The organism is Moraxella sp. RCAD0137 (genome assembly GCF_002894025.1).
GTDB classification, from domain to species: Bacteria; Pseudomonadota; Gammaproteobacteria; order Pseudomonadales; family Moraxellaceae; genus Moraxella; species Moraxella porci.
Genome location: NZ_LTCC01000007.1, coordinates 48,331 through 74,988, shown reverse-complemented (window position 1 = coordinate 74,988; position 26,658 = coordinate 48,331). Strand labels below are relative to the sequence as shown.

Annotated in this window: 25 protein-coding genes and 1 pseudogene; 14 read left to right on the top strand and 12 right to left on the bottom strand. The window is 47.9% G+C overall.

Annotation, left to right across the window (positions count from 1 at the left end; genetic code table 11):
- A pseudogene (locus AZ602_RS06375) lies at positions 1 to 139 on the top strand (IS30 family transposase); the annotation flags it as partial.
- Entirely contained in the window at positions 102 to 809 is a 708-nt protein-coding gene (locus tag AZ602_RS06370) for an NAD(P)-dependent oxidoreductase (protein ID WP_103034215.1), read from the top strand. The pseudogene AZ602_RS06375 and the gene AZ602_RS06370, both read left to right, overlap by 38 nt.
- Positions 810 to 945: 136 nt before the next feature.
- Here the strand turns inward: AZ602_RS06370 and AZ602_RS06365 are convergent, their stop codons facing one another.
- Positions 946 to 2,355, bottom strand: a complete 1,410-nt coding sequence (locus AZ602_RS06365; protein WP_103034214.1) for a PepSY domain-containing protein — start codon at positions 2,353 to 2,355, stop codon at positions 946 to 948.
- A 311-nt stretch (positions 2,356 to 2,666) separates the two neighbouring features.
- Between AZ602_RS06365 and ettA the strand changes: the two genes are divergently transcribed.
- Entirely contained in the window at positions 2,667 to 4,328 is a 1,662-nt protein-coding gene (gene ettA, locus AZ602_RS06360) for an energy-dependent translational throttle protein EttA (protein WP_103034213.1), read from the top strand.
- Positions 4,329 to 4,426: 98 nt separating this feature from the next.
- Here ettA and AZ602_RS06355 read toward each other — a convergent pair whose 3' ends face one another.
- Positions 4,427 to 5,956, bottom strand: a complete 1,530-nt coding sequence (locus tag AZ602_RS06355) for a mechanosensitive ion channel (RefSeq protein ID WP_103034212.1) — start codon at positions 5,954 to 5,956, stop codon at positions 4,427 to 4,429.
- An 18-nt stretch (positions 5,957 to 5,974) separates the two neighbouring features.
- Between AZ602_RS06355 and AZ602_RS10305 the strand changes: the two genes are divergently transcribed.
- The 4 genes from AZ602_RS10305 to AZ602_RS06340 all read left to right on the top strand — a co-directional run bounded on the left by AZ602_RS10305 (position 5,975) and on the right by AZ602_RS06340 (position 9,206).
- On the top strand, positions 5,975 to 6,100 hold the full coding sequence (locus AZ602_RS10305; RefSeq protein WP_255409083.1) for a hypothetical protein: 126 nt from the start codon (positions 5,975 to 5,977) through the stop codon (positions 6,098 to 6,100).
- A 354-nt stretch (positions 6,101 to 6,454) separates the two neighbouring features.
- Positions 6,455 to 7,255: an FKBP-type peptidyl-prolyl cis-trans isomerase gene (locus AZ602_RS06350; protein WP_078317456.1), complete on the top strand. Its 801-nt coding sequence runs from the start codon at positions 6,455 to 6,457 to the stop codon at positions 7,253 to 7,255.
- Between the two features lie 92 nt (positions 7,256 to 7,347).
- Positions 7,348 to 8,094, top strand: coding sequence for a leucine efflux protein LeuE (leuE, locus tag AZ602_RS06345; RefSeq protein WP_255409082.1), 747 nt, complete (start codon positions 7,348 to 7,350; stop codon positions 8,092 to 8,094).
- Between the two features lie 11 nt (positions 8,095 to 8,105).
- Positions 8,106 to 9,206 (top strand): hypothetical protein, encoded by a 1,101-nt coding sequence (locus AZ602_RS06340; protein WP_103034211.1) that lies wholly within the window; start codon positions 8,106 to 8,108, stop codon positions 9,204 to 9,206.
- On the opposite strand, the gene AZ602_RS06335 is transcribed toward AZ602_RS06340, so the two are convergent.
- Together AZ602_RS06335 and AZ602_RS06330 are read right to left on the bottom strand one after the other, a co-directional pair.
- Positions 9,167 to 9,985 carry an SGNH/GDSL hydrolase family protein gene (locus AZ602_RS06335; RefSeq protein ID WP_103034210.1) on the bottom strand — a complete coding sequence of 273 codons (819 nt, stop codon included), beginning with the start codon at positions 9,983 to 9,985 and terminating at the stop codon, positions 9,167 to 9,169. The two genes, AZ602_RS06340 and AZ602_RS06335, sit on opposite strands and share 40 nt — an antisense overlap.
- Before the next feature lie 25 nt (positions 9,986 to 10,010).
- Positions 10,011 to 11,045 carry a bifunctional nicotinamide-nucleotide adenylyltransferase/Nudix hydroxylase gene (locus tag AZ602_RS06330; protein WP_103034209.1) on the bottom strand — a complete coding sequence of 345 codons (1,035 nt, stop codon included), beginning with the start codon at positions 11,043 to 11,045 and terminating at the stop codon, positions 10,011 to 10,013.
- A gap of 92 nt (positions 11,046 to 11,137) precedes the next feature.
- Here AZ602_RS06330 and nfuA point away from each other — a divergent pair, with 92 nt between their 5' ends.
- From nfuA to AZ602_RS06315, 3 genes are all read left to right on the top strand, one after another.
- Positions 11,138 to 11,746 (top strand): Fe-S biogenesis protein NfuA, encoded by a 609-nt coding sequence (gene nfuA, locus AZ602_RS06325; RefSeq protein WP_103034208.1) that lies wholly within the window; start codon positions 11,138 to 11,140, stop codon positions 11,744 to 11,746.
- 117 nt (positions 11,747 to 11,863) lie between these two features.
- Positions 11,864 to 12,058, top strand: a complete 195-nt coding sequence (locus AZ602_RS06320; protein ID WP_103034207.1) for a hypothetical protein — start codon at positions 11,864 to 11,866, stop codon at positions 12,056 to 12,058.
- Complete coding sequence (locus tag AZ602_RS06315; protein ID WP_103034206.1) at positions 12,058 to 12,357, top strand: type II toxin-antitoxin system RelE/ParE family toxin; 300 nt, start codon at positions 12,058 to 12,060, stop codon at positions 12,355 to 12,357. The genes AZ602_RS06320 and AZ602_RS06315 overlap by 1 nt, the downstream gene beginning before the upstream one ends.
- 57 nt (positions 12,358 to 12,414) lie before the next feature.
- Here AZ602_RS06315 and AZ602_RS06310 read toward each other — a convergent pair whose 3' ends face one another.
- The 3 genes from AZ602_RS06310 to AZ602_RS06300 form a co-directional block, all read right to left on the bottom strand.
- Positions 12,415 to 13,425, bottom strand: a complete 1,011-nt coding sequence (locus tag AZ602_RS06310; RefSeq protein ID WP_103034205.1) for an adenosine kinase — start codon at positions 13,423 to 13,425, stop codon at positions 12,415 to 12,417.
- Between the two features lie 91 nt (positions 13,426 to 13,516).
- Positions 13,517 to 13,966: a universal stress protein gene (locus tag AZ602_RS06305; protein ID WP_078317448.1), complete on the bottom strand. Its 450-nt coding sequence runs from the start codon at positions 13,964 to 13,966 to the stop codon at positions 13,517 to 13,519.
- A gap of 116 nt (positions 13,967 to 14,082) precedes the next feature.
- The gene (locus AZ602_RS06300) at positions 14,083 to 14,745 is read right to left on the bottom strand and encodes a histidine phosphatase family protein (protein ID WP_158245119.1); all 663 of its coding nucleotides are present in this window, start codon (positions 14,743 to 14,745) and stop codon (positions 14,083 to 14,085) included.
- Between the two features lie 210 nt (positions 14,746 to 14,955).
- Between AZ602_RS06300 and AZ602_RS06295 the strand changes: the two genes are divergently transcribed.
- Positions 14,956 to 17,928 (top strand): insulinase family protein, encoded by a 2,973-nt coding sequence (locus AZ602_RS06295; protein WP_103034203.1) that lies wholly within the window; start codon positions 14,956 to 14,958, stop codon positions 17,926 to 17,928.
- An 84-nt stretch (positions 17,929 to 18,012) separates the two neighbouring features.
- Here AZ602_RS06295 and AZ602_RS06290 read toward each other — a convergent pair whose 3' ends face one another.
- A complete protein-coding gene (locus tag AZ602_RS06290) occupies positions 18,013 to 19,236 on the bottom strand; it encodes an NAD(P)/FAD-dependent oxidoreductase (protein WP_103034202.1) in 1,224 nt (407 codons plus the stop codon).
- 188 nt (positions 19,237 to 19,424) lie between these two features.
- Between AZ602_RS06290 and pgsA the strand changes: the two genes are divergently transcribed.
- Together pgsA and tuf are read left to right on the top strand one after the other, a co-directional pair.
- The gene (pgsA, locus tag AZ602_RS06285; RefSeq protein WP_103034201.1) at positions 19,425 to 20,084 is read left to right on the top strand and encodes a CDP-diacylglycerol--glycerol-3-phosphate 3-phosphatidyltransferase; all 660 of its coding nucleotides are present in this window, start codon (positions 19,425 to 19,427) and stop codon (positions 20,082 to 20,084) included.
- Positions 20,085 to 20,301: 217 nt separating this feature from the next.
- The gene (tuf, locus tag AZ602_RS06280; RefSeq protein WP_078318570.1) at positions 20,302 to 21,492 is read left to right on the top strand and encodes an elongation factor Tu; all 1,191 of its coding nucleotides are present in this window, start codon (positions 20,302 to 20,304) and stop codon (positions 21,490 to 21,492) included.
- Positions 21,493 to 21,658: 166 nt separating this feature from the next.
- Here tuf and trxB read toward each other — a convergent pair whose 3' ends face one another.
- The 4 genes from trxB to aroE all read right to left on the bottom strand — a co-directional run bounded on the left by trxB (position 21,659) and on the right by aroE (position 25,837).
- On the bottom strand, positions 21,659 to 22,603 hold the full coding sequence (gene trxB / locus AZ602_RS06275; protein ID WP_103034200.1) for a thioredoxin-disulfide reductase: 945 nt from the start codon (positions 22,601 to 22,603) through the stop codon (positions 21,659 to 21,661).
- A gap of 135 nt (positions 22,604 to 22,738) precedes the next feature.
- Positions 22,739 to 24,559, bottom strand: a complete 1,821-nt coding sequence (locus AZ602_RS06270) for an acyl-CoA dehydrogenase C-terminal domain-containing protein (protein ID WP_103034199.1) — start codon at positions 24,557 to 24,559, stop codon at positions 22,739 to 22,741.
- Between the two features lie 234 nt (positions 24,560 to 24,793).
- Positions 24,794 to 24,937 (bottom strand): hypothetical protein, encoded by a 144-nt coding sequence (locus AZ602_RS10140; protein WP_199174100.1) that lies wholly within the window; start codon positions 24,935 to 24,937, stop codon positions 24,794 to 24,796.
- Positions 24,938 to 25,039: 102 nt separating this feature from the next.
- On the bottom strand, positions 25,040 to 25,837 hold the full coding sequence (gene aroE, locus AZ602_RS06265) for a shikimate dehydrogenase (protein ID WP_103034198.1): 798 nt from the start codon (positions 25,835 to 25,837) through the stop codon (positions 25,040 to 25,042).
- Positions 25,838 to 26,053: 216 nt separating this feature from the next.
- On the opposite strand from aroE, the gene AZ602_RS06260 reads away from it, so the two are divergent.
- Entirely contained in the window at positions 26,054 to 26,656 is a 603-nt protein-coding gene (locus AZ602_RS06260) for a hypothetical protein (RefSeq protein ID WP_103034197.1), read from the top strand.
- The last annotated feature ends 2 nt before the right edge of the window (positions 26,657 to 26,658 follow it).

The window sequence follows — 26,658 nt, the reverse complement described above, 5'->3', positions numbered from 1 at the left end:
GAAGCACCAAGACATCAATCAGTGGAGCGAAGTTGATATTCAACAGGTGATCAATAAACTGAATTTACGACCACGTAAATGTTTAGGTTGGAAAACACCTTATGAAGTTTACTTCAAAAAAACGTTGCACTTGGTTTGACAATTCAAGGAAAAAATTTGCAGTCATCGGTGCGACAGGTTATGTGGGTCAGGCAGTGGTCAAAGAATTGGCAAGCCGTGGTCATCAAGTTACCGCTTTTGCACGCAATGTAGAAAAAGTCGTACAGGCAGACAATGTAACAGCTGTTAATGCTGATGTATTATCACCGAATTTTGCTGAGCAATTACAAGGCTTTGATGCGGTGGTGAGTGCCTTTAATCCAGGCTGGACAAACCCAAATATCGGTGCGGATTTTACCCGTGGGGCAACTGCGATTGTGGACGCTAGTAAAGTCGCAAATGTGCCGTATTTATTGGTTGTGGGCGGTGCAGGCAGTCTGTTTGTCGCACCCAATGTGCAGCTGATTGATACGCCTGATTTTCCAAAAGAAATTTTTGATGGCGCAAACTCAGTACGCAATCTATTAAATGACCTAAAAGACCGCCGTGATGTCAATTGGGCATTTATTTCACCGCCTGCATTGCTTGGTGTGACAGGTGACTATAGCGAAGAGCGTACAGGTGAATATCGTCTGGGTGATGATAATTTGCTGATGAATGGCGATGTCCCTGCTGGTATTAGTGTCGCGGATTTGGCGATCGCTATCAGTGATGATGTGGAAAATCAAGCGCATTTACACAAGCGTTTTACGGCGGCGAGCAAATCTTAATGCAACTTACAACCATCCATTCACACTCTAAGCTGTTTTGATTGTTAAAAATGAGCTGGTATTGATGTCAGCTCATTTTTTTGACGCACAAGCACAGAATCATCACGCACAAGGCAGTATTCATCAGATCGGCTGTTTATTTTAGCCACTTTTTCAATACCGCCACTCGCGACACCAGCAGCCAATCCAAGAGCGCCATCGCCATAATCGCCACCGCAGCCGTTGGAAACACACACGCCACCAGCAATAATACAATCATCGCCGTTTTCCAATTGGGCAATTCACGCCCTTGCGCTGGCGGATACACACCCACACCACGCGGACGGCGCCTCCACCACATCACATAGCCGCTCACACACAAATAAATCACCAGCAAACAAAATACGACATTCAACGCCACCGACCATGAGCCCATCGTTCCCATGTGAAAGGCTGTGCCTATCGCCATCAATTTGCCAAACCAGTTGTAATCCTCAAACCGAATATCCGCCAACACATTGCCACTATAACGGTCAATGTGCATGGTGCGGTCAGCGGTTGGATTGGGGCTGTCGTAACTCATGGAATCTTGGTTGATTGTCCATACGCCGGTGTCTGTTTTTGGCAAATAAATGTGGTAGCGACCGTCAAATCCTTTTTCGCGGACAAATCTGTCCACCGTCTCAAGCGCCATCGGTACATCGGACGAGATCCCTTTTTCGCCCAAAGTACTGCCTGAAACAGGCATGGGCGTCAATTCTAACACCCACGGAATTTCTTTGGTTTTACCGTCATTTAAATCGCCATGCGTGGGTAAAGTAGAAGTTGGATTCGGTGCAACGCCCCATTTGCCCGCAGGAAATTGCGACCACGCTTGCACCACTTTTTCGCCCCAAATGCCCGCCCAAGCCATGCCCGAAATACAAAATACCAGTAGCATTGCCGACACATACACCCCAAACACCCCATGAAAACCGCGCCACCACGACCGCCCTGCGCCCAATTTACCTGTGGACAACATGTGCACCACACGACGCTTGCGCGAGCACCACCACAAATACAGCCCTGTCAAAATCATCAATACGGTTAATGCGGCTGTGGTTTCCAGCACATAATCGCCGACTTTACCCATCAATAAATCGCTGTGGATTTCATCCATCACATGATACATGTTTTGATTGCGCGGATAAGTTTGGACGACTTGTGCGGTGTAAGGGTCGATCGCCACCATGGTTGAGTTGCCTGCGCCATCATTGACGCGAAACACCGCCACCATGTCGGCTGCGCGTGGCGAGATGTATTGCAGCACCATGCCGTGTTCTTTGTCCACCACATCCAAAGCGGCTTTGGCTTGCTGTGAAAGCGGTTGAACCACCGACTGCACTGGCACATGAATGCGCTCGCCATCTTTGCCTTGGATATTGGCAAACAAAATCATCGCAAGCCCAGTTAGTGCCAAAATCATCAAAAAAGGCGCGATTACGATGCCAGCATAAAAATGCCATCGCCAAATTAAAAAATAACGCAAGCTGCTGTTTTCTTGCCCGTGATCGCATGATTTTTTCATAATACAAACTCTTTTTAAGGTCAGACATCGTCGGACAGCGGCTTTTGACAGACTGGCGTCTCGCCCAAATCTTTGGCAAAGTCCCTGTGATTTGTCAATGATGCGTGGCCATATCCGTGGCATAATCTGCCAACTGCGCAGTATATCAAATTTGTCCACCAAATAAGAGCCGTTGATCGCATGGATTGCAATAAAGCACCATTTGGCAGCCAAAATATGCCGAGCATCGCCAAAATACCTTGCCCAAATCGGGTATCAATGCGATAATATCCAGTTAAGCTTTTATTGTCATTCAACCCCACAGGAAAACTATGGCTCAATATATTTACACCATGAACAAGGTGTCAAAAATTGTTCCCCCAAAGCGTGAAATCCTAAAAGACATCAGTCTGTCGTTTTTCCCAGGTGCCAAAATCGGTGTCCTAGGTCTAAACGGTGCGGGTAAATCAACGCTACTACGCATCATGGCAGGCGTGGATACTGAGTTTAGCGGTGAAGCGCGCCCGCAAGCAGGCATTAAGGTCGGCTATCTACCCCAAGAACCACAGCTAGACCCGAACAAAACCGTGCGTGAAAATGTCGAAGATGGTGTGCGTGAAGCGCTGGATGCTCTTGACCGTCTGAACCAAATTTATGCCGAATATGCTGAGCCTGATGCAGACTTTGATAAGCTTGCTGCTGAGCAGGGCAAGATGGAAGATATCATCCAAGCATGGGATGCGCACAACCTAAACACTCAGCTTGAAAAAGCGGCGGATGCACTTCGCCTACCGCCATGGGACGCTGATGTCTCTAAGCTGTCAGGTGGCGAGAAACGCCGTGTCGCCTTATGCCGTTTGCTACTGTCTAAGCCTGATATGCTGCTGCTTGACGAACCAACCAACCACTTGGATGCAGAATCGGTGGCATGGCTTGAGCGTTTCTTAAAAGACTATTCAGGTACGATTGTGGCGATCACCCACGACCGATATTTCCTTGACAATGTCGCTGAGTGGATTTTGGAGTTGGACCGTGGCTATGGCTATCCATACCAAGGTAACTACACCGAATGGCTAGAGCAAAAGAACAAACGCCTAGAGCAAGAGCAAAAGCAAGAAGAAGCCTTTGCCAAAGCGTTGAAACAAGAATTGGAATGGGTACGCAAGAACCAAAAAGGTCAGCAAGCCAAATCTAAGTCTCGTCTAGAGCGTTTTGAAGAGATGAACTCTCGTGAATTCCAACAACGCAACGAAACCGCCGAAATCTATATTCCACCAGGGCCACGCCTAGGCAATAAAGTGATTGAAGTCAATAACATCTCAAAATCATTTGGCGATCGCTTGCTGTATGAAAACCTATCATTCACCGTACCACCGATGGCAATCGTCGGTATCATCGGCCCAAATGGTGCAGGTAAAACTACGCTGTTTAATATGATCTGTGGCAAAGATAAGCCTGATACTGGTACGGTCGAAGTGGGCGAGAGCGTCAAAGTCGCCTATGTCGGTCAGGTGCGTGATGAGCTAGACGATAATAAGACAGTGTGGGAAGAAGTTTCGGACGGTCTTGATATGATCACTGTGGGTGAGTACACCACGCCAAGCCGTGCGTATATCGGCCGCTTCAACTTCAAAGGCCAAGACCAGCAAAAACGTGTCGGTCAATTATCAGGTGGTGAGCGTAACCGCCTACAGCTTGCCAAGACACTCAAGCAAGGCGCCAATGTCATCTTACTGGATGAGCCATCGAACGACCTTGATGTCGAGACCTTGCGTGCGCTAGAAGATGCGGTGCAAGTCTTCCCAGGTACTGTGATGGTCGTGTCGCATGACCGCTGGTTCCTTGACCGTATCGCTACACACATCCTAGCATTCGAAGAAGAAGGTCCTGTGTGGTACGATGGCAACTACACCGAGTACGAAGCCTACCGCAAAAAGACCCTTGGCGCGGATGCAGGCCCTAAGCGTATGAAATATAAGAAGATTGGTGGTTAAGTCACTGATCATAAAACGACAAGTCTGAATGGCTTGTCGTTTTTTTAAGCACAAAAAACGGCATCACACAGATGCCGTTTTTAGATCACACACAGCGATTAAAAGCGCGGTGTGTTGTCTTCAATGCTGTCTTCTACCGCTTGCTTGGTGTCGGTAGGCAGGATGACTTTGTTGTCCGCTTCGCTTTCAGCTTTATCCTGAATGCGCTTTAGCAGACGCGCGGCCGCTTCACGACCACCCATGCCAAATGCCAAGGCAAATGCCACTGCCACAGCACCAAGTGTCAGACCAAAGGCCAGGTTGACGATGCTATCAGCAATGCCCATCGCGCGCAGACCCATCGCCAGCACCAGACCCATGATCAGTACGCGGACGATGTTTGCCAATAGGCGCGAGCCTTGTTCAGAGCGCTCAACGATGCCAGCAATGATATTGGCAAGCCAAAAGCCGATCGCCAAAATCACAGCGCCTAGGATGATTTGACCTGCAAAATGAATGAACATCGTCACCACATCGCGGATCTGTTCAAAGCCTAGAATATCAGCTGCTGCGGTCACAGCAAACAGCATGGCGAAGAACAAGATGGCACATGCCACCACTTCAGACAGCTGCTTGCTGCCAAGCACGCCTTGTAAGCCGATGCGCGCAGGCAGGCTGTCAAGCTGAGTGCTGGCAAGCAGTCCTTTGATGATATTGGCCACCATGCGCACCACAAAATAAGTCACCACCAAAATCGCCACTGCGGTGAAGATATTTGGCAGCGCCTCCATGATTTTGTTCAGCATGTTGGTCGCAGGGCGCGAGATCGCTTCGATTTTTAGAGCATCAAGCGCAGCGATGGTAAATGGCACGATGATCAACAAGAACGCCAGTGAGCCTGCAATGTTTGGCAAGCTGTTTTGTTCGCTGACACCTGCTTTGGCGGCCAGACTTTGAATGTTTAATCCAGAAACTAGATTGGTAATGATGCCGCGAACCACGCGCGCGACGATCAAGCCCACAAAGAACACCAAGCCTGCCATCAAGAAATTCGGCACAAAGTCGAAAATCTTATCGATCATATTGGTCAGCGGCGTAAACAGACCTGTCAGACCCAGACGACCAAGCACCATGGTCAATACGATCAGCAGAATGAACCAATAAATGACATCGGCAATCGTGCTGCTTAGCGGCTTGACACCGGCTTCTTGAGACAGTTTTTCGTCAAGATTGGTTTTGTTCAGTGCCATGTTAGCGGCATTTTTGGCGATGGTTGCGACCACCCAGCCAATCACACCAACAGCGATGGCCGCCAGAAGATTTGGTAAGAATAGCAAAACTTGATTAATCATGTTGGCAAACGGCACCGAGATTGAGTTAAGATTCAGCTGATTCAGCGCCCCTGAGATGCCAATGACGAACACAAACCAAAAAACAATTTTTGCTAAGATGTCATCGACTTGATAATTGCTGCCAGTTGAGCGTTGCATGCGCTGATTGACATTAAATTTAGCAAGTGCCTTACGAGTCAGCGCCGCCAACACCAATGCAGCCAGCCAACCCAACACAAAAATAGCGATGGCGCCGATGATCGAGCCAATCGGTCCTTCTAGGCCTTGGTTAAAAATCACGATTCTGTTAAAATCCATGAAATGCTCCGATATTATATGACATTTGGCAGTCGCATGAAATACCTAAGTGTGCCAAGTCAAACCGATGGCAGATGCCTAACAGGCCAAGCAGCCCTAGGACAACCCAGTAAGACAGCGCCCAGATTTATTGATATGGACTAATGTCAATGCAGTGAAAAAAATCAAAATTACTGGCGCCATGGATCACAGTCAGCGAGCAATTTATCCATCACATGTGACAGTAAATGGGCAACCGCGCCAGTTTCAGCAAGATTGTAACACCAAATCCATCATTTCACCGCCTTTATTAAACAAGCTTTGACAATCTTAACAATAATAATACAACTTGCGAGCAAATTTAGTGGATATTCGTGGTCAAAACTCCAAAATTTTGCTATCATTGGCGAATCTTTGTGGTCAGTGCAGCAAAGGCAAAGATGACGGTCATGACCGATCTGCTGATATGCACACGATCACGACGCACTGACTTCCTCCCACACGACATTGAGAAATTGTATGAAAAAACAAGTTTTGGCAGCAACCATCGCAGCATTGGCATTGGTCGGCTGTAATAAAAATACGGCAGCAGAGCCGAAAGAAGGCGAGAAATCCACCGTCGTCACCGACAGCAGCACCGAGATCCAAAAAGTCAGCTATGTGTTTGGTTATGACGCTGGCAAAACCCTAAAACAAATCGAAGATCAGCTAGATTTGGACATCTACATGAAAGCCTTTAAAGATGGCTATGCAGGTGCCGAAAGCGCATTGACCCAAGAGCAGGTGCAGGCGCTGGGTGTGGCTTATGAGAAGCGTAAGAGCGAAGAAGCGCAGCAAAAACAAGCTGAAGCTGCCACCAACAATAAAGCTGAAGGTGAGAAATTCTTGGCCGACAACGCCAAAAAAGCTGGCGTTCAAACCACCGCATCAGGCCTACAATATAAAGTCATCACCGAAGGCACAGGCAAATCACCAACCGCGAACGATGGCGTATATGCCGCTTATGAAGGCAAGCTGATCGATGGCACGGTGTTTGATTCATCAGAAGGTCAGCCTGTACCATTCATGCTAAACCAAGTCATCAAAGGCTGGACAGAGGGTCTGCAGCTGATGAAAGAAGGCGGCAAATATGAACTGTATGTTCCAAGTGCCTTGGCTTATGGCGAAGAGGGCGTGCCAGGTGCTGAGATCGGCCCGAACAGCGTGCTGATTTTCACCATCGATTTGCAGCGCGTCGCTGATGCTGCCACCATCCAAAAAGAGCAGCAAGCCATGATGGAAGCGCAAATGAAAGCACTTCAAGAAGCTCAAGCTCAATAAGTCATTGATTCATACACCCTAAAGCTGTGCGGCTTTGGGGTGTTTTTTTATTGTCAAATTTTTAGGTTTTTGTCGGTCGATTGACAGACGACATGAAAATGTTGCCAAATACTCACCAAAATATTGCAACACTTGACCAAATTGGGTATAGTGAGCCGATGAATGAGGGCTGTATGGTGGCTGAGATGTTGGGTATTACAGATTTGTGGACTTATGTGCTGGCGGTGGTGATCATCATTGTCTTGCCTGGTCCAAATAGCCTGTACTGTCTGTCGGTATCTGCAGGACACGGGCGCGCGGCGGGTTGGCGTGCGCTGGCAGGGATTTTGGTGGGAGATAGCATCTTGATGATGGCCACCATCTTGGGTGCTGGCACTGTTTTAAGAGTCTATCCTGCTGTGTTTGATGCCATCAAGCTGATTGGCGGTGCTTATCTGGCGTATTTGGGCGTACGATTATTGATTGGCGCTTATTATAATTTTAAAAATCGCCATCAGATTCGCCGCGCAGAGTTTGGCATCAAGACCCCATCGCGTCAGAATTATTTTTATCGTTCGCTGACTTTGAGTTTGACCAATCCAAAGGCGATTTTATTCTTTTTGTCGTTTTTTGTGCAGTTTGTTGATCCTGCTTATGATAAGCCGTGGCTGAGTTTTTTGATTTTGGCATTGATTCTACAGGCGGTGAGTTTTTTGTATTTGATGCTTCTTGTATATACCGGCAAAGCGCTTGCTGAGCGATTTGTCAAGCGTCCAGTGCTCGGCAGTGCGCTGATGATGGCGGCATCAGGGCTGTTTATTGGATTTGCGGTAAATATGTGGCAAAGTCAGCTTTTATAAATGGAGAAAAAATGAAGACCGTGATGCGATTTGATGTGACAGTGGCAATTTTGATGCTAATCGGCATGCCTGCGATGGCACAGACGCCAGATGCTTTGCCATCAGAAGATGGGTCGGCTGTGGATGTGGCGCAGGCAGCGACACAGTCAATCGATGCTGACTTACAATTTAAAACAGCCAATAAAGAGGCGATGGCTGAACAAGCAGCCGATGAGAATGTCAAGCAGCTTGAGTGGGTTGATGCCAATCATCAAGAATTTAGGGGATGGCTCCAAAAAACTGCGCATCGAATGGATGGGTGGTTTGGCGATACCAATCCCAATGAGCCTGCGCGTGCCAGTCTGCGTGTGATGATGGATACCACTTGGAATGAATACGATGGCACGACCGTCAAACCGCGTGTGCGTGGCAAAATTAAACTGCCGACACTCGAAAACCGCTTGAGCATTGTATTTGGTGATGACAGCTTGGATGACATTCCAAGCGATGGCGGGGTGATGAGTGATGACCGTGTGGCGACGCCAAATGCCGAAGATCGCCGATTTGACCGCCGCCAAGCGCGGGAGGATAACTCATCTTTGGCGCTCAGATGGTCGAAGTTCCGCCGTGCTGCGGGCATCGATGTCGATTTAGGGGTGCGATCCGATGATGTGTTTGTGCGCGCCAAATATGATAAGTCTTGGCAACTGTCCCATGACATCCATGCGCGCTTTGAGCAGATGTATCGCTATGGCTCATCGAGCGAGCATACGGCGCTGACGACGCTGGAGTTCGTGCAGCCACAGTCACAATCACGGCAAATCGTCAGCCGCTCACATTTATATTATGCTCACAAGGATCAGGAGGATCTCGACTGGAGTAGCAGTCTATTTCAGCAGCATGCTATGCCAGTCAAGCATGGTACCGCTGAGCTGAGTTATGGCATTTATACTGGCGGCAATATCGTCGATAAAAACCCAAATCTCAACACCTATGGCCCTTATGTCAGCTATCGTCAGCCTGTGTGGCGTGACTGGCTGTTCTTACAAGGTGATGTCAGTTATTATAATAATAAAACCGAAGATCGCGACCATCATGTGGCATTATTTAGCCGCGTGGAAGTGGTGTTTTGATGGCTTGGTGCACTTTGGCTGAATCGATGTTGATCACGCATCAGATCTTGATAGATGGCTTGGGCGATGGTCCGTGACCAGATATTATAAGTGATGGCACTGGGGTGAAAGCCGTCTTTGGCGAACATTTGGTGTGAATCTAGTGCTGCCTTGTCAAATTCATCTGCCAGATAAGTCGCCTTGGGCAGCATCTCACAGCTTTGATATAGTAGTCGATCCAGACGCTTCGCCTGATAACCCAAAAAGCGATTCAGCGGATAAGGCAAAGATGGCATCAGCTGCATCGGTGGTAAGCTTAAAAAGTACACCTGTCTTGCGCCAAATTTGGCATCGATCATCTGCACCATCGATGTAATCGCTTGTCGCCATGCTGCCTCGCTTGTCTTTTTTACCACATCATTAACCCCGACACTGATGATGACATAGTCGATGGCGGTATCATTGATATTTTGTAGATTTTTTAATATATCTAGGCTGGTATGACCTGTGGTGGCGTGTAGCTGCCACTCGATGGTTCCAAAGGGCAAATCTACTATATGTGCTGACAGGTGATGGGTAATTCGCCCAAGCGCAGCATCATCTTGGTGCGCCACGCCCACACCTGCACCGGCTGAATCACCGATAATCATCAGTTTGAGCGACTGACCAGCTGACTGAACTGTCGTCGTGCCGATCCGCTCACCATCAGGCTCGGGCAGGCTGATGGCGGTGCGCTTGATTTGATGTGCTTGATACAGATAAATCGGTGCAAGCAGATAATCTCGTTTGCGAAATTTCATGATGACATGCCCAGCACTTTGGCCATCAAATCCGAAGCAAGCGACAAATCATGCCATAATGATCTTCGAACATCTGACTGGCATCCAGTTGTGATAACGGTAACCAAAAGGCATGACTGGCATCATCTGCGGCACGCACCTGTGGCAATTCGGCACTGTTCGGCAATTCAAAATAATACGCCATCGTCACCGTACGCGCGCGAGCAGAGCGTTTTGGTGCATCAAACAGCTGGCTTGTGATTAGGCTATTTTTTAAGATGGCTTGATCAATATCAATGCTGGTCTCTTCGATCAGCTCGCGTACGCAGGCGTGATAAAAATCTTCACCTTGGTCAACAAAGCCCCCTGGTAGTGCATACAGTCCACGACCGTATTCGCCACCGCGTTCGATCAATAAAATATGCCCCGATTGTACGACGATGGCATCAGCAGTGATGAAGCTTGGCGGATATGGCGCATCACGCCATGCAGCTTGATAGGATTGGATGTGGTCAAACTCTCGCTTGAGGTTGGCATAATGCGTCGTATGAATGAACGCATCCAAAAATGCTCGGCTCGTATCCGTCAGCACAGCACTGGCATCGCTACGTGCTTTGGCATCATCGCCAAAATATGCCGCTCGCAAGGGTGTTGCTGACAGTCCTTGATAATTATCCACCATAAAACTGCCATACTGTGGAAACAGACCAAGATAATACGAGCTTTCATCCTTATCATGTCCGATGATGGCGATACTGGCATTAGAGGTGGTAGCGGTGGCATTGGCGATGGCTTTTTGGACACCGATCAGCCATTTATTATCATTATAAGTGGCATCAGGGATACCAATACAGCGGATGCGTGCAGCGTCATCAGGCTCAAAACTGCCCAAAATCATCGCCGTGCGTTCGCTGACGGTAAAGGGATTTTTGGGAGTGCGTGGCGAATTGGCTGAGCCGATGAGAATGATGACCTGTTTGGCATAGTGTAGCGCTGTCTCAACCACATGGCGATGACCTTGGTGAAATGGCTGAAATCGCCCAATAAATACCAAATAATCAAATTCAAAAGCATCACTCATATTTTATCCAAAAATCACAAAAAATTTCTTGATTAATCTAGAGTATGTTACCATATAGGACAAGTATTTGTATCATTCACAGAGAATTTTTTATGACAGAATTAAGTAGTAACATCAAAATCACTGAGTCCGCTCAAGATTATCTGGCTGAACTGCTTGCCAAGCAAGAAGTGGAAGGTATCGGCGTGCGTATCTTTGTTGAGCACGCAGGCACGCCACGCGCAGAGTGCTGTATGTCATACTGCCAGCCTGACGAGGTGGATGAAGATGATTTGCACATCGCCTATGAGAAATTCACCGCTCATATTGATGCGCCAAGCATCCCTTATCTGCATGATGCGGTGATTGATTATAATAAAGACCGTTTTGGTGGTCAGCTGACTTTCCGTGCGCCAAATTCAAAAGTGCCACAAGTTGGCGAAAATGCCAGCATCGAAGAACGCATCAACTATGTGCTACAGTCAGAAATCAACCCAAATCTTGCCAGTCATGGCGGCTCAGTTGAGCTACTTGAAGTCATCGAAGATGAAGCAGGTCTGACAGCGGTCTTGAAGTTTGGCGGTGGCTGCCAAGGCTGCTCGGCGGTGGATGTTACCTTGCGTCAAGGTGTGGAAGTGCAGCTTAAGCAATCTATCCCTGAGTTGACCCAAGTGGTAGATAGCACCGACCACAGCGTCGCGGATAATGCGTATTATAAGTGATTGATTTACCTTAAATTTATCATCATTATCCAATACCCATCAATCGTAATTAGACGATCGGTGGGTATTTTTGTTAATCTATGATATACTTGATTATCATAGCCATAGGAGTGCGTGATGAAACAAGAATACAACTCAAATGCCCAAAGTGGTGTGTCAGCTGTTCAAGCGATTGAGCAGGCATATTTACAGATGATCGAGCAGACGCTGTATGAGACAGAAACTCGTATTGAGCGTGGCGAGAGCAAGTTGATTGATGTGCAAAATGGTTTTTTTGCCGAAATGGTTAGTCGCAAGACTTCGGTTGCCTGATGTACACTGTGCAAGCTTCTACAGAGTTTGTGGCGGACTTTGAGCAGATTATTGATGATATTTTGCAAAATTACACCCAAGCATATGCCGAAAAAATTGCACTAATGCTAGATATTCAGCTCGAAACACTCAAGCAGTCACCCAAAATCTACACCACAGCACCATTTTCTAAGAATTATCGACGATTTATCATTGATGGCAAATATACTGCTTTTTATAAGATTGATGAACAAAATCATACGGTAATTCTTTTGAATATATTCCCATCCATCCGAGATCTTGAGGTCTTATTAAAATAAAATCAACCGCCCATCTTTCAAAGCGGTTGATTTTTTTGGCTTTAATTATAGCGTGCGTTATAGCGTCTTAGCCTTAATTGCTTGATAGTCTGCCACGCTTAGGCGAGGGCCGAACTGACTGACGATGGCGGCGGCGACTTCAGCGGCAAGCTTGCCACAAATAGGCAGCTCAAGCCCTTGGGATAGGCCGTATAAGAACGCCCCAGCATAGTTATCGCCTGCACCATTGGTATCAATCACTTGGCTGACTGGGACGGCATCGATGTGATGTTCGATGATACCTGTATCGCCACGACAAGCGATGATGGCAGGCTTGTCTGAGTTGGTGATGACCACGAGCTCACTGTATTTGAGTAGGGCATTGACAGGGTCAGCTTCACCATCTGCTTCGGCAAATAGACTGGCTTCTTCAAAGTTACAAAATACCGCATCCACGCCACGATCTAGCATCGCCAAGAGGCCTTCTTTGGCAAATTTGACCACAGCAGGATCAGCAAAGCTGACAGCGACTTTGACACCGTGTTTGCGAGCGGTGGTGTGTAGCTGAGTCAGTGCATCACTGACCGATGGCGACATGGCAAGATAGCCTTCAAGATACAGCCATTTGGCACGGCCGAGTGTCTCAAAATTCACATTATCCGCACAGATCTCGCTACTGGTGCCAAGATGTGTCTGCATCGTACGCTCACCATCTGGTGTCACCAGTACCGCACATGAGCCAGTGGTGCCGTCACGATGTACCGCAAAATCAGCATCTGTCGTCACGCCTGATGCTTCTAGATCGCCCAAATAAAAATCACCCATCTCATCACCGCCGACACGGCAATGATAATAAGCACTGCCACCCAAAGAGGCAAATGCCACCATGCTATTGGCAGCACTGCCGCCGCCAGCTTGCTTGGCGGGGGTGATGCCTTGAGCGTTTAGTGTGTCAAATAGTGTCGCTTGAGCATCGGCATCTGCCAGTGTCATATTGCCACGAGTCAGCCCTGTTTTGGCAAGCTGATCTTCGGATAATTGAAATTCGGTATCTACTAGGGCATTACCAATGCCGACCACATCATACATAGTTTTCTCTTGTTTTAAAATTAAAAACATAAACAGTCAAGCGTGCCAATAGGTTTGACTCGCTTGACTGATGATAGGATAAAATAAAAGGTTATTCAGCAGCCAGTTGTACGACCAACAAATCACTGTCAACATCTGGCAAAATGCTGTCCGCTGTCGCACCAGCAATCCAAGCTGACAGACCAGTACGCTTGTGGCGACCGATGACCACGAGATCCACAGCGTGCTGATGGCAGTAATCCACGATGCCTTTGCGACCAGAGATGGCAGTCTTGATATTGACATGATGGGCTTGTAGATGGTTGCGGTTTAGGACTTCGGCCAGACGCACTCGCGCTTTTTGGCAGCGTTCATCATCGATTTGCTCATGCAATGCCGATGCTGGAATCAACTCATAGCCAAAACCAAGCATGGTCTCTTCGACAATGTGCAAGACGGATAATTGGGCTTGTGGTTCTGCATCCAAAATCCACTTGGCTTTTTGTGCGACCAAATCGGTATCGTCTTTTAGGTCAGTGACTAGCAGTACATGTTGGTACATAAACACGCTCCTTTTGCAGTTTGAGTTGCCAATTTTCCTAGCTTTAGTATAACAAATATAAAGCGATAATTCAGCTGATTTGAGCAATTTTCTTCAAAAACTCGCCCAATTTGCCATCACATCACCACCGACACACCGCCACGATTGTCCCGCAGTTTGGCGATGGATTGGGTGTTATTATCGATGGTGAGTAGATAGACATCGCAGTTATCAGGACGAATAGTCAGCTCATAAGTGGCAAAAGTTGCCTTGTTCAGCACCTGTTCGCTGTCTTGGTGCAGTAATTGCCAAATCAGCATCCCAATCCACATTCCATGTCCAAAGACCACATAACTGCCGTCCGCCATCTGACTAAAGGCGTGCCGTGCTGTGCGTATTCGGGCGACAAACTCATCAAAACTATCCGTACTATCGCCATCTTTGTGATCGTTTGGCAGCTGCCAAAATGCCTGTGCCATCGTGCGAATCTCGGACAATTCACGCTGAAAAATCCGCTCAAATTCAAGTATATTAAACTCTTGCAAGCTTGGCATCACCGTGGCATCAAAGCCAGTTTTTTGTAGATAAGGTAGGGCGGTCTGCTGTGTGCGAATATAAGGTGAGATAAATACGCCGCTGATGGTTTCTTGGGCGGCTGCCAAATAGTCACACAGCCAGTCGCACAGGCTTTGGGCTTGAGTTCGTCCAAGGTCGGTGAGATTGATCAGATGATTTTCGCGAATGACAAGCCCTGCATTGGATTCGCTTTGGGCATGGCGGATTAGGTAGAATTTTTTCATAAGATAAATTATAAACATCCAAATAACAGCACCGATATGAGACGGCATCAGCATCACGCATGACAATTCGCCTATTTATGCCAAATCTGTGCTAAAATAACGACTTTGCAAATCTCTTAGCATAACAAAATTTTTTGGCGATCGCTACTGGTTGCTACATTATCTTGGTGTGATATGCCATGATAATTCATTGAATTTGATAGGAAAAATATGACAATAACATTACACCCAAGCTTTGAGCTGCTTGATACTCGTCGCATCGAAGCACTGGATATTACCGTGTTGACCGCTCGCCATCGCCTGACAGGGGCGGTGCATTATCATTTGGCGTGCCAAAATAGCGAAAACGCCTTGATGATTGGCTTTGCCACCGTGCCGATGACTTCTCGTGGCGAAGCGCATATCCTAGAGCACGTGGTACTGTGCGGTTCTGAAAAATATCCTGTGCGAGATCCGTTTTTTAGTATGATTAAACGCTCGCTCAACACCTTTATGAATGCGATGACGGCCAGTGATTGGACGGTATATCCCTTTGCCAGTCAGAATAAAAAGGACTTTTTTAACCTATTATCCGTCTATACCGATGCGGTATTTTTTCCAAATATCCATCCGCTCGACTTTGCCCAAGAAGGTATCCGCATCGAGCTCGATGATGATGGCAAACCACAGTACCACGGCATTGTGTTCAATGAGATGAAAGGGGCGATGAGTGGTGAGATTGATCAGCTGTATTATGCGCTGACACCGCACCTATTTCCGACGACGACTTATCATTATAATTCTGGCGGTGATCCTGCCGAGATTCCAAAGCTTAGCCATGCTGATTTGGTGGCATTTCACCAAGCGCATTATCATCCGAGCAACGCCATCATCATGAGCTTTGGTGATATTGCGGTGAGCGACATTCAAGAAAAACTTCATGATGATGCCCTAAGTCGTTTTGATGGCATTACCCGTCCTGCTCAGGGTAAAAAATTCTCATCATCACTAGAGCAGCCACTGACTACCCCTGTGGCGGTGTCGGATACTTATAGCAGTGATAGCGATGGCAAGCAGATGACGCATCATGTGCTGGCATGGCTTTTGCCAACCATCACCGATCCAAAGACTCGCTTATCATTACGCTTAGTCGAAGGGGTGCTGGCTGAGCATAGCGGTTCGCCACTCAGAGCGTATCTTGAGAGTCATCCACATGGCACAGCACCGAGTCCGCTACTGGGTCTGGATGACAGCCATTATCAGATGGTATTCTATGCAGGCCTGCGTGGTTCGGATATTGAATACGCCGATGCAGTTGAGCAGGGGATTTTGGATTTATTAACTGACATTGCCAATCATCCGATTGATGATGAAGTGATTGAGACGATTTTGCATCAGATTGAGATTGATCAGCGTCATGTCGGTGGCGATAGTATGCCCTATGGTTTGACCTTGATGCTTGAGGGCTTTAGCACGGCGATTCATGGCGGTGATCCGATCGATGTGTGGCAGATTGATGAGCATTTGGCGTGGCTCAAGGACAAGGCATTTGAGCCAAATTGGGTGCAATCGCTGATTCGCACGCATTTGATTGACAATCCGCACCGAGTACGCTTGACCATGAGTCCTGATACGGATAAGGCGGCTCGCTTGATTCGTGATGAACAGGCAAAATTGGCAGAGCTGGATGCGCAGTTGGGTGATGATGACAGAGCCAATATCCGTAAGCAAAGTGCTGATCTACAGGCTCGCCAAGCCACCCCAGATGATGTCAATCTACTGCCAAAAGTTGATTTGAGTGATGTGCCGAGTGATGTGGCATTCACGCACGCGACGCATACGACACTTGCAACCGCCATGGGTGATGTGCCTGTGCATCTGTACCATGCTGGTACGAATGGCTTGTACTATTATCAGCTGATCACACCACTGACAGGTGATGTGGCGGATCAAGTACTCAATAATCCGCTACTGCCACTGTATTTGGCACTGCTGTCCGAAGTCGGTACTCATCAGCATGATGCCCGCAGTTTCCAAGCGGTGCAAGCATCGCACTCATCAGGGGTGACGGCTCGTATCAGTCAGCGTACCAGTGTTGATGATAAGGATCAGATGGGCAGTTATTTTGTGCTTGCCACTCGTGCGCTCAATCGCAAAACCGAAGCCATTGCTTTGGTATCTGAAGTGCTAAATGATACCATCTTTAGCGAAACCGATCGCATCCGTGAGCTACTGCAACAAAAACAAAGCGGCTGGCAATCTCGTCTATCAGGTGCAGGGCACGCCTATGCCATGCAGACAGCGGTGCGTCAGATGAGCCGCCAAGCAGCCATCGAATACGCTTATTCGGGTCTGCCAGCATTGGCGACGCTCAAGGTATTTTTGGTGCAGGCAGCCGAAGATGACTTACAGTGGCAACAACTCAGCGAGCGACTGACGGCACTGCATCAGACGGTGATGGCACTACCAAAGCAAGTATTGCTCGTGTGCGAAGAGGGCGTGAGTGAGACTTTGTTGCCAATCATCGCCGATCAGCTATCGCTGCAGCCAAGCACGCAAGCAGCGCCATCGGTAAGCTCGCCAATGATGTTCGATGAGCTGACCGAATTGCTTGATGATACTAGCGATGAGGATATTGCATGGCTAATCTCAACCAATGTCCATCACAATGCTGCTGCCTATCCTGCGACCACATCAGGTCATGCCGATACGCCTGCTTTGATGGTGCTTGCACCGTTTTTGCGAAATAGCTATCTGCACAGTGCCATCCGTGAAAAAGGCGGTGCTTATGGCGGTGGTGCCAGCTTTGACAGCAATGCCGCTGCGTTTCGCTTCTATAGCTATCGCGATCCGCACTGCCAAGAGACTTTTGCTCATTTTGATAAAAGCATCGACTGGCTGCTCACTACCGAGCACGATGATGAACAACTGACCGAAGCCATTTTGGGCATCATCGCAGGGATGGACAAACCGGGTTCGCCTGCTGGTGAAGCGGTCAAATCATGCTTTAGCGAGCTGCATGAGCGTGATCAAGCGTGGCAACAGGCGATGCGAGCCAAGATTCTTGCGGTCACTATCGATGATCTAAAACGAGTGGCGATGACTTATCTGAAGGATAAACCACATACCAAAGCCACACTGGCACCGATAGAAAAAGCAGATGCCATGAATAAGCTTGGCTTTGTGATTAAGAAATTGGCATAATAAAAAGCGGGCTTTGGCTCGCTTTTTTGTGGGTTTGTCATTGGCTGGGTGTGATGATTTACAATGTAAACCAAATACCCTGCATCACCATTTCATCCCGATACTTTCGGCGCAGGCATAGCCACTTGCCCATGCCCAAGCAAAATTATAGCCGCCAAGCCAGCCAGTCACATCGAGCACTTCACCGATAAAATAGAGATTTGGTTTTAGGCGAGACTCCATCGTCTTGCCTGAGACATCACGAGTATCGACACCGCCACGAGTGACTTCGGCGACTCGGTAGCCTTCGGTGCCGCTGGGCTTGAGCGTCCATGCATTTAGCAGTGTGGCGATATGACGCAGGGTGTCGTCTTTGAGATTGGCAAGTTCAGTCTCTTTATGAGCTTGCCACAGATGGTTTTCGAGTGCGGTGAGTAGTTTTTTGGGTAGCACACCTGCCAAGGCGGTGCGAATCAGCTGTTTTGGATGCGATTTTTTGGCGGTTAGTAGCAGTGCTGCGATGTCGGTCTGTGGCGCCAGATTGATGGTGATGCTCTCGCCCAGATGCCAGTAGTTTGACAGCTGGAGCATGGCAGGGCCAGACAGGCCACGATGTGTAAATAGCAGTGGCAGAGTGAAGCTAATCTTATCATTGGATGCAGTGACATCTAGGCTAAGACCTGCTTGTGATTTGATGAGATCCCCTGTTGCATCGGTAAAGGTAAATGGCACTAAGGCAGCTTCGGTCGGGACGATGCTATGCCCAAACTGGCTTGCCACTTGATAGCCAAAGCCGCTCGCCCCAAGCGTTGGGATAGATAGTCCGCCTGTGGCAACCACCAGATGCTGACAGTGATAGGTGGTGGCGGTACCATCCTTTTTGTGGGTGGTCTGTAGTACAAAGCCGTCATCATCGGTCGCACGGATGCTGTCGATGACGGTATGCAGATGGATACCGACGCCGAAATCCTGGCACTGCTTTAGTAGCATATCTAAAATATCTTTGGCACTGTCATCACAAAATAGCTGTCCATGCTCCCGCTCGTGATAGGCGATGCCGTGGCGATTGACCAAATCAATAAAATCATCACTGCCGTACTTGGATAGCGCGGATTTGACAAAATGCGGATTTTGGCTGATAAAATGCCGTGGCTCTACTTGGCGATTGATAAAATTACACCGTCCACCGCCTGACATTAGGATTTTTTTGCCGGCTTTATTGGCATGATCAAGCACCAGCACCGATTTGCCAAAACTTGCCAAGTTGAACGCACAAAACAGCCCCGATGCGCCTGCACCGATGATGATGGTATCGACTGTATGGTTCATAGTATTTCCTTGGCTGTGAAAATGGGTAAAATGGCGTGTCTGATGGCGAATCATTGAGTCGCCAAAGCTGTTATGGTAACATTTTTATGACCCAAAAGCATCGTATCCATTGCGCGATTTTTACTAAAATGATGGCAAAATATTAAAAAATTGGGTATCATAAATCAACTTTAACCACGCAAGACTGCATGACTGTGAATTTACCAACCGAGCAAACGAAGCCGGCATCGGTTTTTAATTTGCCTAACAATCTTACCATCGCGCGCATCGTGATGATTCCTTTGTTTGTGGCCATCGCCTATTGGCCGCCAGCGCTGGGCATCGGCGTGCCTGCCATTCCTGATAATGCCATCGCTCGCTTGGGAATGCTGGAATATAGCGACAGCATGCTTCGGCATCTGATCTTGACGCTGCTGTTTGTGCTTGCGGCTTTGACCGATTGGCTAGATGGCCATTTGGCGCGAAAGATGAACATCACCTCGGCATTTGGGCGTTTTTTAGATCCTGTGGCGGACAAGCTGATGGTGGCAGCTGCCTTGATCGTACTGGTGCAGTGGCATCCAAATATTGTGATGGCGACATCGGCGATTGTCATCATCTCGCGTGAGATTGCGGTGTCGGCACTGCGTGAGTGGATGGCGGAGCTGGGCGCGCGCACCAGTGTGGCGGTGTCGTATGTGGGTAAGCTTAAGACCACTTTTCAGATGATCGCCATCACTGTATTGCTACTCAACTGGCAGTCGCTTGAGATGATCGGCTATACGCTGATGGTGATTGCGGTGATCTTGACCTTGTGGTCGATGATGATTTATCTAAAAGCTGCTTGGCCATATCTTAAACAGCCTTAATGGCCAATAACAGGGCTGATGGCGCAGTCAGTAAGACTACATAAGCTGTCTGAAGCTGACCCAAAGCATCGTTCAGCCCATATCATTGCACATCATAAAATAAATACCGCCAAATCTATTTCAATCAAAAAACTTGTATGATATAATGCATCAGAATATGGTTTTGTTTTGCTAAAAATAAAACCATGGGTTTTAATTAACAATCGAGGAAACCATCATGGCAAAGGCCAAGTTTGAACGTAACAAGCCACACGTAAACGTTGGTACCATCGGTCACGTTGACCATGGTAAAACCACTCTAACTGCTGCTATCGCAACCGTTGCTGCTAAGCACCACGGTGGTGAAGCAAAAGACTACGCTGCTATTGACTCTGCTCCAGAAGAAAAAGCACGTGGTATTACCATTAATACTTCTCACATCGAGTATGACACTGCTGCACGTCACTACGCACACGTTGACTGCCCAGGCCACGCTGACTATGTTAAAAACATGATCACTGGTGCTGCACAGATGGACGGCGCAATCCTAGTTGTTGCTGCAACTGACGGCCCAATGCCACAAACTCGTGAGCACATCCTACTATCTCGTCAGGTTGGCGTACCATACATCATGGTATTCATGAACAAGTGCGACCTAGTTGACGACGAAGAGCTTCTAGAGCTAGTAGAAATGGAAGTACGCGAACTTCTATCTGACTACGACTTCCCAGGTGATGACACCCCAATCATCAAAGGTTCTGCACTACTAGGCCTAAACGGCGACCAAGGTCAATATGGTGAGCCAGCAGTTCTAGAACTACTAGACACCCTAGACAGCTACATCCCAGAGCCAGAGCGTGCAGTAGATAAAGCATTCCTAATGCCAATCGAAGACGTATTCTCAATCTCAGGTCGTGGTACTGTTGTTACTGGCCGTGTTGAGTCTGGTATCATCAAAGTTGGTGAAGAGATCGAAATCGTTGGTATCAAACCAACTCAAAAAACTACCTGTACTGGTGTTGAAATGTTCCGTAAACTGCTAGACGAAGGTCGTGCAGGTGAGAACTGTGGTGTTCTACTACGTGGTACTAAGCGTGAAGAAGTTCAACGTGGCCAAGTACTGGCTAAGCCAGGTTCAATCACGCCACACACCAAATTCGACGCAGAAGTATACGTACTATCTAAAGAAGAAGGTGGCCGTCACACGCCATTCCTAAATGGCTATCGTCCACAGTTCTACTTCCGTACAACTGACGTAACTGGTGCAATCACTCTACAAGAAGGCACTGAAATGGTTATGCCAGGCGATAACGTTGAGATGAGCGTTGAGCTAATCCACCCAATCGCTATGGACAAAGGTCTTCGCTTCGCGATCCGTGAAGGTGGCCGTACCGTAGGTGCTGGTGTTGTTGCAACTGTTAAAGACTAATCGTCAAACAGCAAAACAACCACAAGCAATGACGACGCTGACATCAGTCTAGTCATTGCAAGCAAAAAAGACAAATCCGAGAGGGTTTGTCTTTTTGTTTTGGGAGGATTGATTGACAAAAAATCCACCCATGATACGGGTGGATTTTTGATAAATAAGATGGTGGTTACAGCGCATCCAAATATTTTTCTGCATCGAGTGCTGCCATACAGCCTGTGCCTGCTGAGGTGATGGCTTGGCGATAGATGTGGTCAGCGACATCACCAGCAGCGAAGACGCCATCGACACTGGTTGCAGTAGCATTGCCATCAAGACCGCTATTGACGACGATATAGCCATCTTTCATGGTCAGCTGACCTTCAAAAAGGCCTGTATTTGGCTTATGACCGATGGCGACGAACATACCCATCGCATCGAGCTGTTTGGTGCTGCCATCGACGGTCGATTCGATAATGACGCCCGTGACGCCCATCTCATCACCGACGACTTCTTTGACTTGATGATTCCACTCGATCTTGACATTGCCGTTAGTGGCTTTTTCAAACAGTTGATCTTGTAGGATTTTTTCAGAACGCAAGCTATCACGACGATGAATCAGAGTCACTTCACTTGCGATGTTTGATAGATACAAGGCTTCTTCGACAGCGGTATTACCACCGCCAATCACCACAACTTTTTGATTTTTATAAAAAAACCCATCACAAGTCGCACAAGCAGAGACGCCTTGACCCATGAATTTTTGTTCAGATTCCAATCCCAGATACTGAGCGGTAGCACCAGTTGCGATGATCAATGCATCACAGGTATAGGTGCCGTTATCGCCAGTTAGCGTAAATGGGCGGTTTTGTAGATCGACTTGGTTGATGTGGTCATAGACAAGCTCGGTGCCGAAGCGTTCGGCGTGCGCTTTCATACGATCCATCAGGCCATTGCCAGTCAAGCCATGTGCATCACCTGGCCAGTTATCCACTTCGGTGGTGGTGGTGAGCTGTCCACCGACTTGCAGACCTGTGATGATGACAGGCTTTAGGTTGGCACGAGCGGCATAGACAGCAGCAGAATAGCCTGCTGGGCCCGAGCCTAAGATAATAAGGCGATGATGGTTTGACATATCCGATTCCTATGAATTTAGAAAAATACTCAATTAGATGCTGTAGTATATAGGGCTATGGCTGAGAATTGCAAGTAAAAAGCCCAAATCAAGTGATCTGGGCTAACAGTCTGATGCATGTCAGATGTCACAGACTTATTCCAAGAACGCAAAATGCTCAATATCCATCTGCATCATGGTTTCGCTTGGTACTGTCATGCTCTCAGCGTGTGCCGAGCTTCTTGGTAAGAGTTTTTCAAAATAAAACTCCGCTGTCTGTGTCTTGGCAAGATAAAACTCTTTTGGCTGCTCGCCACCGTTTTTGAGCTTATCAAAACTCACCGCCGCCATGCGAGCCCAGTGGTACGCCATCATCACATAGCCTGAATACATCAAAAAGTCATCCGACGCTGCCGAGACGATATCACGGTCCTTACGAGCGGTCAGTAGTAGGCGTGCGGTAAGCATATTCCATTCGGCACACAGCTTGGTGAGCGTCCAGACGAATTTGCGCATATCTTTGTCCAGTGCATATTCACCGCACCACTTCATGATGCCTGCGGTGTAGTCACGGATGACCTTGCCACCGCCATGCAGTAGCACCTTACGACCCAGTAGGTCAAGCGCCTGCACGCCTGTCGTGCCTTCGTACAGTGTCGAGATGCGAGCATCACGGGCAATCAGCTCCATGCCTGATTCTTTGATATAGCCATGACCGCCGTAGATTTGCTGACCATGTTTGGCACACTCAATGCCAAGCTCAGTTAAGAAACCCTTGAGAATGGGTGTATAAAAACCAATCTTATCATCCCATTGTTTGATGGCTTCTTCATCGCCTTTTGCCACTGCTTCGGCAAGCTTATCCGCATAGCGTGCGGTGTGATAGATCATCGAGCGTGCACCTTCGGTAAATGCCTTTTGGGTGAGTAACATACGGCGTACATCCGCATGGTGGATGATGGCATCGGCAGGCTGATTTGGCTCTTTGGTGCCTGATAAAGCACGCATCGAGCGGCGTTCTTTGGCGTATGGTAGGGCGTTTTGGAACGACAGCTCCATGTGTGATAGGCCTTGGATGCCTGTGCCGATACGCGCGGTGTTCATATAGGTGAACATGGCTTTTAGACCTTTGTTTGGCTCACCGATGAGAAAACCAGTCGCACCATCAAAGTTGATCACGCAAGTAGCTGATGAGGTGATGCCCATCTTATGCTCAATCGAGCCACAAGCCACCGCATTGCGCGCGCCGACTTCGCCAGTATCTGTAGGCAAAAATTTCGGTACGATAAACAGCGAAATGCCTTTGGTGCCAGCAGGTGCATCGGGTAGACGAGCCAGCACGATATGCACGATATTTTCGGTCAAATCATGCTCACCTGCTGAGATAAAAATTTTACTGCCTGTGATGGCATAAGTGCCGTCATCGTTTGGCACGGCACGAGTTTTCATTTGGTTTAGGTCAGTACCGCACTGTGCTTCGGTCAAGCACATCGTACCTGACCATTCGCCTGAGATGAGCTTAGGCAGATAAGTGGCTTTTTGGGCGTCATCACCATACTGCAAGATGGTGTTCACCGAGCCTGTGGTCAGACCTGGATACATTGCCCACGGCCAGTTGGCAGTGCCCATCATCTCAGATTTGATGAGATTGAGTGACATTGGTAGGTTCATACCGCCAAAGGCTTCAGGATAGCTGATGCCTTGCCAGCCGCCTTCGACGAATTGCTGATAAGCTTCTTTGAACCCTGTTGGTGTGGTGACTTCACCATCCTTAAAGGTACATCCTTCGGCATCGGCAGGCTGGTACAGCGGCGATAGTACATTTTCGGCAAAGTCGGCAAAACCTGACAAAATCATGTCCACCGTTTCGGCATCGGCAGCCGAGCCGTTTTCAAGCGTCTGATAATGCGCTTGAAAATCGAACATTTCATTCATCAAAAATTTAATATCACGAAGTGGGGCTTTATAAGTTAGCATAAGTCATCCTTGTTGGTTGTATCGCTTGATACTGCTAAAAATCATCAGTGGCAGATGCCGTTTGAAACACTATACAACAAATTGCACCAAGAAAAAGCGTTTTTTGGCTTTTGATAACTTATTTTCATAACAAATTTTATTTTGGCAAATTTTTTGTTATTATTGATGAATTTTTGTCAAATAAAAAGGGCGATTTTGCATCGCCCCCAATTTTTTTGTGCAATTTATAGCTTGTTATAGCTTGCACGCACCGCCTTCACAGCCATCATCATTGATGCTATCGACGCCACCTTCGACAGCCACGCCATCAAAGTCGTCCAGTAGATTGTCCAAATCGTCAAAATCAACCTCAAAATTGTCTGTCATCTGCTCGCTCATCATCTGCTCCTATCTGCAGTTATAAAATTCAAATTTGCCTAAGGTTTGCCTAAGATGGTGCTGCTTGCCAAAAATTCAAGGTGCAATCAGCCGCCACCCACATCACTTGGGTAGCACCATCGCTGATAAATCTACCGTTACCCCCGTCCACAGCTCAAAGGCAAGCTTGGCTTGATGAATCAGCATCCCATAGCCATCAGATGTGCGCGCACCTTGCTTGGCAAAATGCGCCAAAAATGCCGATGGCTTGCCATACATCATGTCATAAGCAAAATCTGCCGTGATACGCCCAAAATCCAGCGACTGACCAGTGGTGGTCGCCGAAGTGGCATTGATGATGACATCAAAATGGCTGATATTTTGTAGTTCATCTAAACTGTGTGCAGATAGATTCTGGTGATCAAAGTCTTGCACCAGTTGCTCAGCTTTGGCAAGCGTGCGATTATAAATCGCCAAGTGCGTACCATGAGATAGCAAGGGTAAAATCGCACCACGAGTAGCGCCACCTGCACCCAAGATGGCGATTTTTTTATGAGTTAAATCAACATCTTGGCTAATCAGATCTGCCACCAAGCCACGGCCATCGGTATTATCGCCGTACAGCTTATCATCACGCATCATCAGGGTATTGACCGCACCTGCCATCTTGGCATCATCGCTCATTACACCTGTATCTTGGCATAGCTGATGTGCGATCTCCTTAAAAGGCAAAGTGACATTGGCACCCACACCGCCACCAGCAAAAAACGCTGATACCACCGCTTCAAAGCTGCCCTGATCATCAGGACAAAACTGCCGTTGATAGCGGATATCCAGTCCTACGCTGTCGGCAAAGGCGTGATGGATGGCAGGGCTTTTGGAGTGATTGATCGGATTGCCGATGACGATGAAGTGCTGCATTAAGATGCCTTATTAAAATTCGTGAGTGATTGCCAGTGATAAACCAGTCGCTTGGCTAATGACTGAGTGCTGATGGCCGATCGCTTGGCAGATATCAGGTTTATTTTAGCAAAAAACGGCACCGATGGGGTGGCTTAGGGTGGCTTTTGTGTTAAAATTATCCAATTTCAGAATTTTTATGATCCTTGATTGCCCAATCAGCCAACGGTAACTGCCATGACTTATGATCGCGCATCGACTCCCGATTCTCCACCACCCAAAAACAACAGTTATCGGCCTTGGTTGATGGTAGGCTTGCTGCTGGCGGCGGCGCTGGTACTATTTTTGACTTTTCGGCCTGTCTCACAAGAAGAAATGGTTGCCGACGATGGCGAGGTCAAAAGCTATGACCCTGTGGTCTATGACACGAGCGATTGGCAGACAGCCAGTCAGCAAAGCCAAGACTTTGAGGTGTTAAAAGGCGCACTCAGTGCCACCGCAACCAGTGAAGAGGCGCTGGATTTTTATGGCAATAAAGCGATGCGCTATCGTTTTAGCACGCCATTTGAGCCGCCGTTTTATGTCATCGAATCGCCCAACTTATTCGAATTGGTGTGGTATTATGCCGCGCCCACTGATGATGATGCTACTAAGACGCAGTCGATCGATTTTGCCAAACGCAGCTATCGGATGATGAGCATGGCCGGCGGCGATGTCGGCACCAAAATCGTAGAACAGATGCTCCAAGGTGCTGCGGTCTCATCGCAGACGGTGGGCGGTTTTGTGCTTGAGCGCGGCGCTTGTGAAGATTATCGCTGCCAAATCATCTTAAGACGATGACA

Coding starts and splice junctions, on each gene's coding strand:
- AZ602_RS06260 (WP_103034197.1), top strand. CDS start 26,054: ATGACTTATGATCGCGCATCGACTCCCGATTCTCCACCACCCAAAAAC.
- AZ602_RS06300 (WP_158245119.1), bottom strand. CDS start 14,745: ATGAAAAAATTCTACCTAATCCGCCATGCCCAAAGCGAATCCAATGCA.
- AZ602_RS06335 (WP_103034210.1), bottom strand. CDS start 9,985: ATGAAATTTCGCAAACGAGATTATCTGCTTGCACCGATTTATCTGTAT.
- AZ602_RS06305 (WP_078317448.1), bottom strand. CDS start 13,966: ATGTACCAACATGTACTGCTAGTCACTGACCTAAAAGACGATACCGAT.
- AZ602_RS06350 (WP_078317456.1), top strand. CDS start 6,455: ATGAAAAAACAAGTTTTGGCAGCAACCATCGCAGCATTGGCATTGGTC.
- nfuA (WP_103034208.1), top strand. CDS start 11,138: ATGACAGAATTAAGTAGTAACATCAAAATCACTGAGTCCGCTCAAGAT.
- AZ602_RS06315 (WP_103034206.1), top strand. CDS start 12,058: ATGTACACTGTGCAAGCTTCTACAGAGTTTGTGGCGGACTTTGAGCAG.
- AZ602_RS06340 (WP_103034211.1), top strand. CDS start 8,106: ATGAAGACCGTGATGCGATTTGATGTGACAGTGGCAATTTTGATGCTA.
- AZ602_RS06365 (WP_103034214.1), bottom strand. CDS start 2,355: ATGAAAAAATCATGCGATCACGGGCAAGAAAACAGCAGCTTGCGTTAT.
- AZ602_RS10305 (WP_255409083.1), top strand. CDS start 5,975: ATGACATTTGGCAGTCGCATGAAATACCTAAGTGTGCCAAGTCAAACC.
- AZ602_RS06330 (WP_103034209.1), bottom strand. CDS start 11,045: ATGAGTGATGCTTTTGAATTTGATTATTTGGTATTTATTGGGCGATTT.
- trxB (WP_103034200.1), bottom strand. CDS start 22,603: ATGTCAAACCATCATCGCCTTATTATCTTAGGCTCGGGCCCAGCAGGC.
- AZ602_RS06370 (WP_103034215.1), top strand. CDS start 102: ATGAAGTTTACTTCAAAAAAACGTTGCACTTGGTTTGACAATTCAAGG.
- leuE (WP_255409082.1), top strand. CDS start 7,348: ATGAAAATGTTGCCAAATACTCACCAAAATATTGCAACACTTGACCAA.
- AZ602_RS06270 (WP_103034199.1), bottom strand. CDS start 24,559: ATGCTAACTTATAAAGCCCCACTTCGTGATATTAAATTTTTGATGAAT.
- aroE (WP_103034198.1), bottom strand. CDS start 25,837: ATGCAGCACTTCATCGTCATCGGCAATCCGATCAATCACTCCAAAAGC.
- AZ602_RS06290 (WP_103034202.1), bottom strand. CDS start 19,236: ATGAACCATACAGTCGATACCATCATCATCGGTGCAGGCGCATCGGGG.
- tuf (WP_078318570.1), top strand. CDS start 20,302: ATGGCAAAGGCCAAGTTTGAACGTAACAAGCCACACGTAAACGTTGGT.
- AZ602_RS06355 (WP_103034212.1), bottom strand. CDS start 5,956: ATGGATTTTAACAGAATCGTGATTTTTAACCAAGGCCTAGAAGGACCG.
- AZ602_RS06320 (WP_103034207.1), top strand. CDS start 11,864: ATGAAACAAGAATACAACTCAAATGCCCAAAGTGGTGTGTCAGCTGTT.
- AZ602_RS06295 (WP_103034203.1), top strand. CDS start 14,956: ATGACAATAACATTACACCCAAGCTTTGAGCTGCTTGATACTCGTCGC.
- ettA (WP_103034213.1), top strand. CDS start 2,667: ATGGCTCAATATATTTACACCATGAACAAGGTGTCAAAAATTGTTCCC.
- AZ602_RS10140 (WP_199174100.1), bottom strand. CDS start 24,937: ATGAGCGAGCAGATGACAGACAATTTTGAGGTTGATTTTGACGATTTG.
- AZ602_RS06310 (WP_103034205.1), bottom strand. CDS start 13,425: ATGTATGATGTGGTCGGCATTGGTAATGCCCTAGTAGATACCGAATTT.
- pgsA (WP_103034201.1), top strand. CDS start 19,425: ATGACTGTGAATTTACCAACCGAGCAAACGAAGCCGGCATCGGTTTTT.